This is a genomic window from Paracoccus sp. T5 (genome assembly GCF_048538155.2).
In the GTDB taxonomy this organism is placed as follows: Bacteria; Pseudomonadota; Alphaproteobacteria; order Rhodobacterales; family Rhodobacteraceae; genus Paracoccus.
Window position 1 is genome coordinate 1,387,232 of record NZ_CM135809.1, and the last position, 14,177, is coordinate 1,401,408.

Sequence of the window (14,177 nt, forward strand, 5' to 3'; positions counted from 1 at the left end):
GGTGTAGGCAGCTTAGCGGTTGGGCCAGAGCGACGCGTGGCGGTTCACATCCTTGTAGAGGAGATAGCGGAAACGTCCGGGACCGCCCGCATAGCAGGCCTGGGGGCAGAAGGCGCGCAGCCACATGTAGTCGCCGGGACCCACCTCGACCCAGTCCCGGTTCAGGCGATAGACGGCCTTGCCCTCCAGCACGAACAGCCCGTGTTCCATGACATGGGTTTCGGCGAAGGGAATCGATCCGCCCGGCGCGAAGGTCACGACGGTGATGTGCATGTCATGGCGCAGGTCGGCCGGGTCCATGAAGCGCGTCGTGCCCCAGGCCCCGTCGGTGTCGGGCATCATGGAAGGCGCGATGTCCTGTTCCTGCACCACGATCGGGTCGGGCTTGTCGACGCCCGCCGCCGGCTGCCAGCGCTTGCGCCACCAATGGAAGCCGGCAGGTCCGGCGGTGCGGTTGCGGATCTGCCATGGCGTGGCTGCGGGGATATAGGCAAAGCCGCCCGGCGTCAGCAGGTGTTCGGTCCCATCGATCACCACCTGCATGTCGCCGCCGGTCACGAAGATCGCGTGCTGCACCTCGGGGTCGTCGTCGGGCGCCTCGCTGCCGCCGCCTTCGGCCAGTTCCACGATGTACTGGCTGAAGGTCTCGGCAAAGCCGGTCAGGGGCCGGGCCAGCATCCACATCCGCATCCCCGTCCAGCCGGGCAGGTAGGAGGTGACGATGTCGCGCATCACCGTGCGCGGAATGACGGCATAGGCGTCGGTGAAGATCGCCGTGTCGGTGGTCATCCCGGTTTGCGGCGGCAGGCCGGCCACCGGGCCGGCATAGGGGCCGGTATGCTGTTCGGAGATCACGCGGGCGATGTCGCCGGTCGGCGCGCCCTTCGGGGGCTGGTCGGTCATTTCAGGGCCTCCTGAAGGCGAAGCGTGGCGATGCGGACGACCTGCGCTTCGGCCGTGGCACGCTCAGTGGCGGTGTCGTTGCTGATCCGGGCCTGCATGGCGGCCAGGATGCCCGCCTTGTCATGGTCGCGCACCGCAATGATGAAGGGGAAACCGTGCTTGGCCATATAGGCCTCGTTCAGGCCGGTGAACTCGGCGCGTTCGGCATCGGTCAGGGCGTCCAGCCCGGCGCCGGCCTGCTCGGCGCTGCTGTCGGCCGACAGCCTGCGGGCCTGCGCCAGCTTGCCGGCAAGGTCGGGATGGGCACGCAGCACGTCCAGCCGCTCGTCCTCATCCGCCGCCCGGAAGATCTGGGCCATGCGCCCGGCCAGCCCCGCCGCGCTGTCGTGGACGGCGCCCATCTCGGCGTCCCAGACCCGTTCGGCGATGAAGGGCGAATTTTCGTAGATGCCGCCGAACCGCGCGACAAAGCTGTCGCGGTCCATCTGCGAGGGGCGCAGCCGCGGCTGGTGCGGATGGACCGCCGCCCAGTGGCGCGCGATGTCCAGCCGCGAGGCGAACCAGACCCCTTCGTGCGCGCGGGCATGGTCCAGGAACTGCCGGATCGCCATCGCGCGGCCCGGACGGCCGGCCAAGCGGCAATGCAACCCGATCGACATCATCTTGGGCGCGCCCGCCGCACCTTCGGCGTAAAGCACGTCAAAGCTGTCGCGCAGATAGTCGAAGAACTCGACCCCCGTGCCAAATCCCTGGCCGCTGGAAAAGCGCATGTCATTGGCGTCCATCGTGTAGGGCACCATCAGCTGCGGCCGGCCGTCATGGACATGCCAATAGGGCAGATCGTCGGCGATGCTGTCGGCCAGATAGGCAAAGCCGCCTTCCTCGCAACCCAGCTCGACCGTGTTCATCGAGGTGCGGCCTTGGTAAAAGCCGTGCGGGCGTTCGCCGGTGACCTGGCGGTGCAATTCAACGGCGCGGGCGATATGCTCGGCCTCGACCTCGCGCGGGGCATCGCGATAGTCGATCCATTTGAGGCCATGGGTGGCGATTTCCCAGCCTGCCTCCTGCATGGCGGCCACCTGTTCCGGGCTGCGCTCCAGCGCGGTCGCCACGCCATAGACGGTCACGGGGATATCCTTCAGCAGCCGGTGCAGCCGCCAGAACCCGGACCGCGCGCCATAGTCGTAGATCGATTCCATGTTCCAGTGGCGTTTGCCGGGCCAGGGCTGGGCGCCGATGATCTCGGACAGGAAGGCCTCGGAGGCGGCGTCGCCATGTTCGATGCTGTTCTCGCCGCCTTCCTCGTAGTTGACGACGATCTGCACCGCGATCCTGGCATCGCCCGGCCATTTCGGGTCCGGTGGCGTTTCGCCATATCCTCGCAAATCGCGGCTGTAGCGCATCTGGGTCCTCCGGTGGGTCGTGTCGCAGCGTCACCAAAGCCCGGCCAGCCCGCAAGGGCAAGGCGTAGAAGGCAGAATTCTGTTTCAACCAGGAAAATAAGATCGCCCCGTTTTCAAGAATATCTTGAAAGCGAGTGGCGGCGTGGTCCTGCCTGCACGGCAGAACCTGCCGGCGCGATCAGGGCGTCTTGCCGCCCATGATCTCGGTCAGGCTGGCGGCGGCGGCGGCGACCACGGCGCCCAGTGCCTGGACATGTTCCACCGCGATCCGGTGCGACGGGCCGCTGACCGAAACTCCGGCGATCGCCTCTTTGGACAGGTCGAAGACCGGGGCCGCGATGCAGCGCATGCCGCGGGTCTTTTCCTCGTCGTCGAAGGAAAAGCCGCGCTGGCGGATGCGGGCCAGGTCGGCCTCCAGCGCCGCGGGATCGGTCAGCGTCTTGTCGGTAAAGCGCGTCAGTTCGCCGCCCTGTGCCATCGCCTGCAGGTCCTGGGCCGGGCCAAAGGCCAGCAGCGCCTTGCCGATCCCCGAGGCGTGCAGCGGCGACGAGGTGCCGGGCGGGAAAAAGGCGCGGATGGTTTCCTGCGTCTCGACCTGGCTGACGAACAGGACCGTGTTGCCCTGCAGGATGCCCAGGTTCGCGGTCTCTCCGCTGTGCTGCATCAGCTGGCGCAGGACCGGGCGCGCCCGTTCGACGATCCCCGACCGCCGCATGAAGGCCGAGCCGAGCCGGAAGGCCTGCGGCCCGATGTTCCAGGCCTGGGTCGCCGGATCGCTTTCGACCATGCCGCGCAGGGCCAGCGTGTGCAGCACCCGGTGCACGGTCGAAGGGGGCTGGCCCGCCTGTTCGGCCACCTCGCTCAGCGTCAGGCCTGGCGCGCCGGCCAGCAGGTCCAGAAGATCCAGCGCCCGGTCCAGCGCCTGGACCGTGCCGGGCGCCTCGGGCACGGATTTGCGCGGGCGGCCACGGCGCCGGGTCGGATCGGCCATGTCTCTCTCCGTTGGTGCCGCAGGGGCGGCGGGGGCGATGCAGCCGGCGGAAAAGGCCAAGGCCCTGTGGCTGCGCGGAATTCTGCCCTTATCGCCGGGTCCGGAAACGATTTCCAGAAATATCGTCCGGCCGGGTCAGGCGGGGGCTGGACCCGGCCGCCCGCCGCCCGCAAGATTATCCACGAAATCTATAGACAGCCTTGCGCGGCTCCGGGCTCGTTCCGGCTGCGCGATCGGCTATCACCGGAGAAAGCTGCGGGAAAAAGGGGGCCGGACATGCCGGGCTATCTGACGACACATGTTCTGGACACGGCCCGGGGCCGCCCGGCGCAGGGCATGGAGGTGGTGCTCTATCGGCTGGAGGGCGAGGGGCGGAGCCTGCTTGCACGTCTGGTCACCAATGCCGACGGCCGCACCGACCGGCAGATCCTGCCCGCCGAGAGTTTCGCGACCGGCCGGTACGAGCTGGAATTCCACGCCGGCGCCTGGATGGACGCCACAGGGGTTCCGGCAGAGGCGCCGCGTTTCCTGGACGTGATCCCGATCCGCTTCGGCATGTCGCAGGACGACCATTACCACGTCCCGCTGCTGGTCTCGCCCTTCGGCTATTCGACCTATCGGGGCAGTTGAGATGATCCCGGAACCCGTCGTCATCTGGGAATGGCTGGCCTTCGCGGTGCGCTGGACCCATGTCATCACCGCCATCGCCTGGATCGGCAGCAGCTTCTATTTCATCGCGCTGGACCTGGGCCTGCAAAAGGCCGCCCACCTGCCCAAGGGCGCGCATGGCGAGGAATGGCAGGTTCATGGCGGCGGCTTCTATCATGTCCAGAAATACCTGGTCGCGCCCGAGCGGATGCCCGAACACCTGACCTGGTTCAAATGGGAAAGCTATTCGACCTGGCTGTCGGGTGCGGCGCTGCTGATGGTCACCTACTGGGCGGGCGCCAACCTGTTCCTGATCGACCCTTCCAAGGCCGATCTGGGCGTCTGGCAGGCGATCGCCATCTCGGGCGGGTCGCTGGCGGTGGGCTGGCTGATCTATGACGGGCTGTGCAAGTCGCCCCTGGGGAACCGTCCGACGGTGCTGATGCTGCTGCTGTTCGCCGCCCTGGTGGTGATGGGCTGGGCCTATGACCAGGTCTTCACCGGGCGCGCCGCGCTGCTGCATCAGGGTGCCTTCACCGCCACGATCATGACAGCAAACGTGTTCCTGATCATCATGCCGAACCAGCGCATCGTGGTCGCCGACCTCAAGGCGGGCAGGGCACCCGATCCGAAATATGGCAAGATCGCCAAGTTGCGGTCCACGCATAACAACTACCTGACGCTGCCGGTCGTCTTTCTGATGCTGTCGAACCACTATCCGCTGGCCTTTGCCAGCGAATTCAACTGGCTGATCGCGGCGCTGATCTTCCTGATGGGGGTGACGATCCGGCATTTCTTCAACACCATGCACGCCCGCAAGGGGTATCGCTGGTGGACTTGGGCCGTCACCGTGATGCTGTTCATCGGCGTCATGTGGCTGTCGTCGATGGGCCTCAACCAGGACAGCTATGACGAGGCCATGGCCCGCCCCCTGACCCCGGCCGAGACGCGGCTGGCCGAGGTCCCCGGCTTTGACCAGGTCGCCAATACAGTCATCGGCCGCTGTTCCATGTGCCACGCGCGCGAACCCGTGTGGGAGGGCATCCACCACGCGCCCAAGGGCGTGGTGCTGGAGACCCCCGCCGACATCGCCCGCGCCGCGCGCGAGATCTATGTCCAGGCCGGCCTGACCGACGCCATGCCGCCCGCCAACCTGACCGGGATGGAGATGGACGAGCGGCGCCAGATCATCCGCTGGTTCCGGCAGGTGAGCGCCTTCGGGATGGCCGGGCTCTAGAACAGCGGGCGCAATTCTCGCACCGCGTAATCGGCGAACATGCGCACCTTGGGGTCCTGAAGCCGCCGATGCGGCGTCAGGCAGCCCAGCTGCGCCAGGGGCGGCGGGAAATCGGGCAGCACGGTGACAAGCCGGCCAGCGGCCAGGTCGTCGGCCACCTCGTAATGGGGGCGGTTCGCGATGCCGTGTCCCTCTAGCGCCCAGGCCGTCAGCACGTCGCCGTCATCCGTGTCGAACCGGCCCGAGACCATCATCTTGCGCGGCCCCTCGGGCGTGGTCAGGGTCCAGAAATATTCCGGGCTGCGGGGATAGCGCAGCAGCAGGCAGTTGTGGTCGGCTAAATCATCGGGAACCTGCGGCACCCTCGCCGCCGCCAGATAGGCGGGCGCCGCCACCAGGACGCGCGGGCAGTCGGCGATCTTGCGCCATTTCAGGGTTGAATCCGCAGGCTCTCCCAGGAAGAAGGCCAGGTCGATGGCATCCTCGACGATGTTGACGTTGCGGTCCGACAGGCGCAGCCGGAACTCGACGCCGGGGTTCTCGGCACAGAAGGGCGGGATCAGCGGCGCGATCAGCCGCCGCCCCAGCCCCAAGGGCGCGGTCAGCCGGATCACCCCCTGCGGCTTTCCGGAAAAGCTGGAGATCAGCCCCTCGGCCTCGTCCAGCGTGTCGATCACGCGGCGGGCGTGGTCATAGAAGGCGCGCCCGATCTCGGTCGTGGTCAGCTTGCGCGTGGTGCGGTTCAGCAGCCGCAGCCCGAAGCGATTTTCAAGATCTTTGATGCGGTTCGAGGCAACTGCCGGCGAAAGGCGCAGATCCCTGCCTCCGGCGGTGATCGAGCCCAGTTCGACCACCCGGACAAAGACCCGCAGGCTTTCAAGATAGGACATGGCGGTGGCTGGCTTTCAACGTTTCATGTAAAGTCTTCTACGCCGGCACCGATTTCGCAACCAGCCCTTCCGGCCTAGGATCGGGACCTTGCGACAGCCAGGAAGGGTTATCATGAACCAGCTGCGGTTTCTGCTGAACGACCAGGAGATTTCCCTGTCCGAGGTGGGGGCATCCGATACGCTGCTGGATCACCTGCGCTTGGCGCGGCGCCTGACCGGCACCAAGGAGGGCTGCGCCGAGGGGGATTGCGGTGCCTGCACCGTGCTGGTGGGCCGGATGACCGACGGGGGCCTGATCTATGAGCCGGTGAACGCCTGCATCCGGCTGCTGGCCTCCTGCCACGCCACCCATGTCGTCACGATCGAACATCTGCACGGCCCCGACGGCGGGCTGCATCCGATCCAGGCGGCGATGGTCGAACATCACGGCAGCCAGTGCGGCTTCTGCACGCCGGGGATCGTCATGGCGCTTTATGCACTGTGGATGGCGAACCCTGCCGCCGATGCCGAGGCCGTCGAGACCGCGCTTCAGGGCAACATCTGCCGCTGCACGGGCTATGAGCCGATCGTCAAGGCGGCCCTAGCCGCCGGTGCCGCAGGGGGGCAGGCGCAGGACGCGCTGGCGCGCGAGCGTCAGGCGGTGGCCGCGCGGCTGGCCGGAATCCGGGGCGGCCGCGTGACGGTCGCGCGAGGTGCCGACCGCGCGTTGATTCCCGCCGATGCCGATGACCTGGCGCAGATCCTGCTGGAGGAGCCCGAGGCGACACTGGTCGCGGGGGCGACCGACGTGGGGCTGTGGGTGACCAAGTTCCTGCGCGACATCAGTCCCGCCATCTTCATCGGCCACCTGATGAAGGACATGGCCGTCGAGGGCGACAGGATCCGCCTGGGCGCCGGCCTCACCTATTCGGAAGCGGCGCCGCTGATCGCGCGCCATGTCCCGGCTGCGCAGGACTATTGGATGCGCATCGGCGGCTGGCAGGTGCGGAACATGGGCACGATCGGCGCGAACATCGCCAACGGATCGCCCATCGGCGACACGCCGCCGCTGCTGATCGCGCTGGGCGCGCGGATCGTTTTGCGCCGGGGCGATGCGCGCCGGGAGATCGCGCTGGAGGATTTCTTCATCGATTACGGCAAGCAGGACCGCCAGCCCGGAGAGTTCGTGGAACAGGTGCTGATCCCGACCCGGCCCCAGGCGCGCATCGCCGCCTACAAGATCACCAAGCGGCGCGACAGCGACATCACGGCCGTGGCCGCGGGCTTCTGCGTGACGGTCGAGGGCGGCATGATCACCGAGGCCCGCCTGGCCTTTGGCGGCATGGCGGCAACGCCCCGCCGCGCCCGCGCTGCCGAGGCTGCGCTGGAGGGCCAGCGCTTCGCCCAGGCCGCGTTCGAGGCCGCGGCCCGCGCCGTGGCGAATGACTTCCAGCCGCTGACCGACATGCGGGCCAGCGCCGAATACCGCGCAACCGTGGCGCGCAACCTGTTCCGCCGCTTCTGGCTGGAGCAATCGGAAACCGGCCTGCCCGTGCGGCTGCGCCAGGCCGTGGGGGCATAAACGATGAAGGATGACGGGAACGCGGTGCACGGCCTGGCCCACCAGGACACGATCCACGACAGCGCCATCAAGCATGTCACCGGCCGCGCCGACTATACCGATGATCTGGCCGCGCCCGCGAACCTGGCCCACGCCTATCTGGGCCTGTCGCAATGCGCGCATGGCCGCATCACCGGCATGGATTTTACAGCGACGCTGGCCAGCCCCGGCGTGCTGGGCGTGCTGACGGCCAAAAACATTCCAGGCGTGAACGATGTCTCGCCCAACGGCAAGAATGACGACCCGATCTTTGCCGACGGGCTGGTGCAGTTCTGGGGCCAGCCGGTCTTTGCCGTCATTGCCGAGACGCGCGACCAGGCGCGGCGCGCGGCGCACAAGGCGCGGATCGACTATGACCCGCTGCCCCATGCGCTGGACCCGATTGCCGCGCGGGATGCCGGCATGGGCTATGTCACCGACCCGCTGACCCTGCGCCGGGGCGACGCGCCGCGCGCCATGGCCGCGGCCCCGCGCCGGATCGAGGGGCGGTTCTCCATCGGCGGCCAGGACCACTTTTATCTGGAGGGCCAGATCGCCATGGCCCTGCCGGGAGAGGACGAGGACGTCGTCGTCAACGTCTCGACCCAGCACCCGTCCGAGGTGCAGCACATGGTGGCCCATGTCCTGAAGGTGCCCAGCCATTCGGTCGTCGTGAACGTGCGGCGCATGGGCGGCGGTTTCGGCGGCAAGGAAACGCAGATGAACCTGTTCGCCTGCGTGGCCGCCTTGGCGGCCAAGCGCTGGAACCGGGCGGTCAAAATCCGCCCCGACCGCGACGACGACATGATCGCCACCGGCAAGCGCCATGATTTCGTCGTCGACTATGCCGTGGGTTTTGACGACGACGGCCGCATCAGGGCGGTCGAAGGCGACTGGTATGCCCGCTGTGGTTTTTCGGCGGACCTCTCGGGCCCCGTGACGGATCGGGCGCTGTTTCATGCCGACAACGCCTATTTCTACCCCGATGTGCGCGTCAGCAGCCACCCGATGAAGACGAACACGGTCAGCAACACCGCCTTTCGCGGCTTTGGCGGCCCGCAGGGCGTGATCGTGGCCGAACGGATGATCGAGGAGATCGCCTATGCCCTTGGCCTCGACCCGCTGGAGGTGCGCCGCCGCAATCTTTATGAAAACGGCCAGCTGACCCCCTACCACCAGGAGGTCCACGACCAGATCCTGCCGCGCATCCTGGACGAGCTGGAGGCCAGCAGCGATTACCAGGCCCGCCGTCAGGCGGTGCTGGACTGGAACGCGCGCATGGATGCGGCCGGCGGCGTCATCCGCAAGGGCATCGCGCTGACGCCGGTCAAGTTCGGGATCAGTTTCACCGCCACTTGGTTCAACCAGGCGGGCGCGCTGGTCCACATCTATTCCGACGGCTCGATCATGCTGAACCATGGCGGGACCGAGATGGGGCAGGGCCTGAACACCAAGGTCGCGCAGGTCGTGGCCGAGGCGTTCCAATGCGACATCAGGCGGATCAAGATCACCCGCACGACCACGGAAAAGGTGCCCAACACTTCGGCCACGGCGGCGTCGTCGGGAACCGACCTGAACGGCATGGCGGCGCTGGATGCGGCCGACCAGATCAAGGCCCGGCTGGTCGAATTCGTGGCCGAACGCTGGCAGGTGCCGCCCGACGCCGTCACCTTCGTGCCGGGTCACATCCGGGCCGGCGACCACCAGATCCCCTTCACCGAGGTCATCAAGGCCGCCTACATGGCGCGCATCCACCTGTCGGCCGCGGGTTTCTACAAGACCCCCAAGATCCACTGGGACCGGGCGACCGGCAAGGGGCGGCCCTTCTATTACTATGCCTATGGTGCGGCAGTGTCCGAGGTGTCGGTGGACACGCTGACCGGCGAATACGTGATCGACCGCACCGACGTGCTGCATGACGTAGGCCGCAGCCTGAACCCGGCCATCGACAAGGGGCAGGTCGAGGGCGCCTTTGTCCAGGGCGCCGGCTGGCTGACGACCGAGGAGCTGTGGTGGGACGCGCAGGGGCGCCTGCGCACCCACGCCCCTTCGACCTACAAGGTGCCGCTGGCCAGCGACCGGCCGCGCGTCTTCAACGTCAGGCTGACCGACTGGTCCGAGGCCGCCGAACGCACCATCAAGCGATCGAAGGCCGTCGGAGAGCCGCCCTTCATGCTGGGCATCAGCGTGTTCGAGGCGATCAACATGGCGGTCGCCTCGGTCGCGGGCTACCGGGAACCCGCGCGGCTGGATGCGCCTGCCACGCCCGAACGCGTGCTGATGGCGGTCGAACGGCTGCGCGGATGATCCGCGTCCGGGTCATATCGGCGCGGGGCTCGACCCCGCGCGAGGCGGGGGCCGAGATGATCGTGACCCCCGACGACACGCAGGGCACGATCGGCGGCGGGCAGCTGGAATACATGGTCATCGACCGCGCCCGCCAGATGCTGGCGCGCGGCGAGGCGGAGGCGCGGATGGACATCCCCCTCGGCCCCGAGATCGGCCAATGCTGCGGCGGCCGCGTGGTCGTGTCGCTGGATCGTCACGCGCCGACACCCCAGGATCATCCCGACGTGCTGATCTTTGGTGCGGGCCATGTGGGGCGGGCGCTGGCCCATGCGCTGCAGCCGCTGCCGGTGAATGCGCTGCTGATCGACAGCCGCTCCGAGGAACTGGCCCGCGCCACCGGCCCGACCCTGCTGACCCCGCTGCCCGAGGCCCAGATCCGCGCAGCCGCTCCGGGCAGCAGCGTCGTGATCCTGACCCATGACCACGCACTGGACTTCCTCTTGGCGGTCGAGGCGCTGGCCCGCACCGACCTGACCTATGTCGGCATGATCGGCAGCGCGACGAAACGCGCGCAGTTCGCCCGTTTTGCCGGCGCCCGGGGGATCGATCCTGCGCCCTTGACCTGCCCGATCGGCGCAGGCTTCAGCCGCGACAAGCGCCCCGAAATCATCGCCGCCTTCACCGCCGCCGAACTGATGGCGCGCCTCACCGCTTCTTCGTTGAAAAAATACCCATGCAACAGCTGATCCGGGGCCAGGTCCTCGACTTTCACGCCGACCCCCAAGACAGCGCCGACAATCACCGCTTCTGGGAAGACGGCGCCATCCTGGTCGAGGACGGCCGGATCCTTGCCGTCGGCGATCATGCCGACCTGGCCCGCGATGGGTTGTCCGAAATCGACCACCGCCCGCACCTGATCCTGCCGGGTTTCATCGATCCGCATATCCATTTCCCGCAGCTGCAGGTCATTGCCAGCTGGGGGGCGCAGCTGCTGGACTGGCTGAACACCTACACCTTCCCGGCCGAGGCGCAATTTTCCGACCCCGCCCACGCCGCCCGCATGGCGGGCCTGTTCCTGGACCAGCTGACAGCACATGGCACGACCACGGCGGTCGCCTTCTGCTCCAGCCACAAGGCCAGCGCCAAAGCGCTCTTTGCCGCCGCCCATGCCCGCGACATGGCGATGGTTGCGGGCAAGGTGATGATGGATCGCAATGCCATTCCCGCCGTCCACGATACCCCGCAATCCTCCTATGACGACAGCAGGGCATTGATCGAGGCGTGGCACGGCAAGGGACGCCAGCGTTACGCGATCACCCCGCGCTTCGCGATCACCTCGTCCCCCGAGCAGATGGAGATGGCGGGGGCGCTGGTCCGTGAGTATCCCGGCTGCCACCTGCAGACCCACCTGTCCGAAAATCGAGACGAGATCGAATTCACGCTAAGTCTTTATCCCAAGGCGCGGGATTATCTGGATATCTATGACCACTATGGCCTGCTTGGTCCCCGCACGCTGCTGGGCCATTCGATCCACCTGGAGCCGCGCGAGATCGCCCGGCTGGCCGAAACCGGCAGCCGCGCGGTCTTCTGTCCCACCTCCAACCTGTTCCTGGGGTCGGGCCTTTTCGATGCCGACGGGCTGCGCGCTGCGGGCGTCACCAGCGGCATCGCCACCGATGTCGGGGGCGGCACCAGTTGGTCGATGTTGCAGACCCTGAACGAAGGCTACAAGATTCTGCAGATGCGCAGGCAGAAGCTGCATCCGCTGACGGCGTTCCACTGGGCCACGCGCGGCAATGCCCTGGCCCTCGGGATGGAGGCGGAGATCGGCACCCTCACCCCTGGCAGCGCCGCTGACCTGGTGGTGCTGGACCCCTGCGCGACCGCTGCAATGGCCCTGCGCGCCGAACGGGCCGAGACCTTGGCCGAAAAGCTGTTCATCCTGCAGATCATGGGCGACGACCGTGCGGTGGCCCAGACTTATGTCGCGGGGCGCCCGCAAAAGCCGCGACAAGGCGTTCACATGGACGGGCTTCAATCCGCCGCCGAACGGGTCTAGAACGGCGGCAAGGGGCTTTCCAGGCCCGATACCCAATCCTGATCCAAAGGCGCATCCCATGGCCGACGACCTGCTGAACAGCTTCACCACCGGGCCCGACGAACAGGGCCGCTTTGGCATCTATGGCGGCCGCTTTGTCAGCGAGACGCTGATGCCGCTGATCCTAGACCTCGAGGCCGAATACGAACGCGCCAAGACGGACCCATCCTTCTGGGACCAGATGAACGATCTGTGGACGCATTATGTCGGCCGCCCCAGCCCGCTGTATTTCGCCGAGCGCATGACCCAGCACCTGGGCGGCGCCAAGATCTACATGAAGCGCGACGAGTTGAACCACACCGGCGCGCACAAGATCAACAACGTGCTGGGCCAGATCCTGCTGGCGATCCGCATGGGCAAGACCCGCATCATTGCGGAAACCGGCGCGGGCCAGCATGGCGTGGCCACCGCCACCGTCTGCGCGCGGTTCGGGCTGAAATGCGTGGTCTACATGGGCGCCCATGATGTCGAACGGCAGGCCCCGAACGTGTTCCGCATGCGCCTTTTGGGTGCCGAGGTCGTGCCGGTGACCAGCGGTCGCGGCACGCTGAAGGACGCGATGAACGACGCGCTGCGCGATTGGGTGACCAACGTCCGCGACACCTTCTACTGCATCGGCACGGTCGCGGGGCCGCATCCTTATCCGGCGATGGTGCGCGATTTCCAGTCGATCATCGGCAAGGAGGTCCGCGAACAGATCATGCCGCGCGAAGGCCGCCTGCCCGACACCCTCATCGCGGCCATCGGCGGCGGCTCGAATGCAATGGGCCTGTTCTATCCCTTCCTGGACGACAAGGAGGTCCGCATCATCGGCGTCGAGGCCGGTGGCAAGGGCGTCGATGACCGGATGGAACATTGCGCCAGCCTGTCGGGCGGGCGCGCGGGCGTGCTGCATGGCAACCGCACCTATCTGCTGCAGGACGATGACGGCCAGATCCTGGAGGGGCATTCGATCAGCGCGGGCCTGGACTATCCGGGCATCGGTCCCGAACATGCCTGGCTGAAGGATATGGGCCGCGCGGAATATGTCAGCATCACCGATGACGAGGCCTTGGCCGCCTTCCAGCTGTGCTGCGCGCAGGAGGGGATTATCCCCGCGCTGGAGCCCAGCCATGCATTGGCTCATGTGATCAAGATCGCGCCCGACCTGCCCGCCGACCACATCATCGTGATGAACATGTGCGGGCGCGGCGACAAGGACATCTTCACCGTCGCCAAGCACTTGGGCTTTGACATCAAGACCTGATTGGCGCGTCAGCAGCAGGTTTTAGACCAGGTTCCAGCATCGGCAGGAGCAGGACGATCCGCGCCCCTGTGAGTTCGGCCAGCCGGATCTCCGGCGCCAGCTGCGGGCTGGCGGAGGGTCGACTTTGGCCAGCCGCCGGTCATAGGGCAGGACGTCTTGCCTGCGACCTCAGCCCCGGATGGACCACCCTGCCGTCCGGGCCGATGCGGCAGCGGAAGAGGGGAGAGACGACCAGCGGCATGGCCTTGTCCAGCTTCAGCATGCCCCCGGACCAGTCGGGGGGCAATGGTCAGCCGCCTCATCGTGGAGCAGCACGGTGCCTGGGAGTTTTTCGACCAGAACCGCGCGGACGTCGGGGGTATCACAGGCCAGCACAGGGCAGGCTGTGCCCGGCACCCTGTACCGCGCCTAAAGCCGGGTAACGTCGCCCTCGCGAACCAGCGGCGCCCGGTGAGGGTCCAAGGCATCGCCGGACCGCACAGAAGCGCCTGTCAGCCTGTTCGTACTTAGCTCGCATTGCCCTCCGCATGACGTTTCAACAGCTCCAGCGGAACGATGTCCAAGGCGCGCCTGTGCGTCGATTCCAGCACCACTCGCGGGGCGGCAAATTCCTGCGTCGCCTGCAGGAAGCGCGCGGCACAAAGGCACCATTGATCCCCGGCCTTCAGCCCCGGAAAGCCGAATTCCGGGCGCGGCGTCGTCAGGTCGTTGCCCAGGTAACGCGACATCGCCAGGAATTCCTCGGTCAGGATCACGCAGACCGTGTGGCTGCCGCGATCCTCGGGTCCGGTGTCGCAACAGCCGTTGCGGTAAAAGCCGGTGCGCGGTGTGGTCGAGCAGGGCTGCAGCTCCCCGCCCAGGACATTGATCGACGGCTCCATGCGTATGTCTCC

12 protein-coding genes are annotated in these 14,177 nt (G+C 67.1%); 7 read left to right on the forward strand and 5 right to left on the reverse strand.

Annotation, left to right across the window (positions count from 1 at the left end; all coding sequences use genetic code 11):
- Positions 1–12: 12 nt before the first annotated feature.
- From ACNR9W_RS06845 to bhcR, 3 genes are all read right to left on the reverse strand, one after another.
- Positions 13–789, reverse strand: a complete 777-nt coding sequence (locus ACNR9W_RS06845) for a bifunctional allantoicase/(S)-ureidoglycine aminohydrolase (protein WP_458478725.1) — start codon at positions 787–789, stop codon at positions 13–15.
- A 110-nt stretch (positions 790–899) separates the two neighbouring features.
- On the reverse strand, positions 900–2,306 hold the full coding sequence (gene puuE, locus ACNR9W_RS06850) for an allantoinase PuuE (protein ID WP_419268103.1): 1,407 nt from the start codon (positions 2,304–2,306) through the stop codon (positions 900–902).
- A 178-nt stretch (positions 2,307–2,484) separates the two neighbouring features.
- Positions 2,485–3,297, reverse strand: a complete 813-nt coding sequence (bhcR, locus tag ACNR9W_RS06855; RefSeq protein ID WP_419268104.1) for an HTH-type transcriptional regulator BhcR — start codon at positions 3,295–3,297, stop codon at positions 2,485–2,487.
- A gap of 276 nt (positions 3,298–3,573) precedes the next feature.
- Here bhcR and uraH point away from each other — a divergent pair, with 276 nt between their 5' ends.
- Both uraH and ACNR9W_RS06865 read left to right on the forward strand, forming a co-directional pair.
- Positions 3,574–3,927: a hydroxyisourate hydrolase gene (gene uraH, locus ACNR9W_RS06860; protein ID WP_419268105.1), complete on the forward strand. Its 354-nt coding sequence runs from the start codon at positions 3,574–3,576 to the stop codon at positions 3,925–3,927.
- A 1-nt stretch (position 3,928) separates the two neighbouring features.
- Positions 3,929–5,182 carry a urate hydroxylase PuuD gene (locus ACNR9W_RS06865; protein WP_419268106.1) on the forward strand — a complete coding sequence of 418 codons (1,254 nt, stop codon included), beginning with the start codon at positions 3,929–3,931 and terminating at the stop codon, positions 5,180–5,182.
- On the opposite strand, the gene ACNR9W_RS06870 is transcribed toward ACNR9W_RS06865, so the two are convergent.
- Positions 5,179–6,072, reverse strand: a complete 894-nt coding sequence (locus ACNR9W_RS06870) for a LysR family transcriptional regulator (RefSeq protein ID WP_419268107.1) — start codon at positions 6,070–6,072, stop codon at positions 5,179–5,181. The two genes, ACNR9W_RS06865 and ACNR9W_RS06870, sit on opposite strands and share 4 nt — an antisense overlap.
- Before the next feature lie 112 nt (positions 6,073–6,184).
- On the opposite strand from ACNR9W_RS06870, the gene xdhA reads away from it, so the two are divergent.
- From xdhA to trpB, 5 genes are read left to right on the forward strand one after another with little or no spacing between them, the layout of a single operon-like run.
- The gene (gene xdhA, locus ACNR9W_RS06875) at positions 6,185–7,633 is read left to right on the forward strand and encodes a xanthine dehydrogenase small subunit (RefSeq protein WP_419268108.1); all 1,449 of its coding nucleotides are present in this window, start codon (positions 6,185–6,187) and stop codon (positions 7,631–7,633) included.
- A 3-nt stretch (positions 7,634–7,636) separates the two neighbouring features.
- Positions 7,637–9,958: a xanthine dehydrogenase molybdopterin binding subunit gene (gene xdhB, locus ACNR9W_RS06880; RefSeq protein WP_419268109.1), complete on the forward strand. Its 2,322-nt coding sequence runs from the start codon at positions 7,637–7,639 to the stop codon at positions 9,956–9,958.
- Positions 9,955–10,686: a xanthine dehydrogenase accessory protein XdhC gene (xdhC, locus tag ACNR9W_RS06885; RefSeq protein WP_419268110.1), complete on the forward strand. Its 732-nt coding sequence runs from the start codon at positions 9,955–9,957 to the stop codon at positions 10,684–10,686. The genes xdhB and xdhC overlap by 4 nt, the downstream gene beginning before the upstream one ends.
- Positions 10,674–11,999 (forward strand): guanine deaminase, encoded by a 1,326-nt coding sequence (gene guaD, locus ACNR9W_RS06890; protein ID WP_419268111.1) that lies wholly within the window; start codon positions 10,674–10,676, stop codon positions 11,997–11,999. Before xdhC ends, guaD begins: the two co-directional genes overlap by 13 nt.
- A 58-nt stretch (positions 12,000–12,057) precedes the next feature.
- Complete coding sequence (trpB, locus tag ACNR9W_RS06895) at positions 12,058–13,284, forward strand: tryptophan synthase subunit beta (RefSeq protein ID WP_419268112.1); 1,227 nt, start codon at positions 12,058–12,060, stop codon at positions 13,282–13,284.
- 506 nt (positions 13,285–13,790) lie between these two features.
- On the opposite strand, the gene ACNR9W_RS06900 is transcribed toward trpB, so the two are convergent.
- Positions 13,791–14,165, reverse strand: coding sequence for a DUF2237 family protein (locus tag ACNR9W_RS06900; protein ID WP_419268113.1), 375 nt, complete (start codon positions 14,163–14,165; stop codon positions 13,791–13,793).
- Between the last annotated feature and the right edge of the window lie 12 nt (positions 14,166–14,177).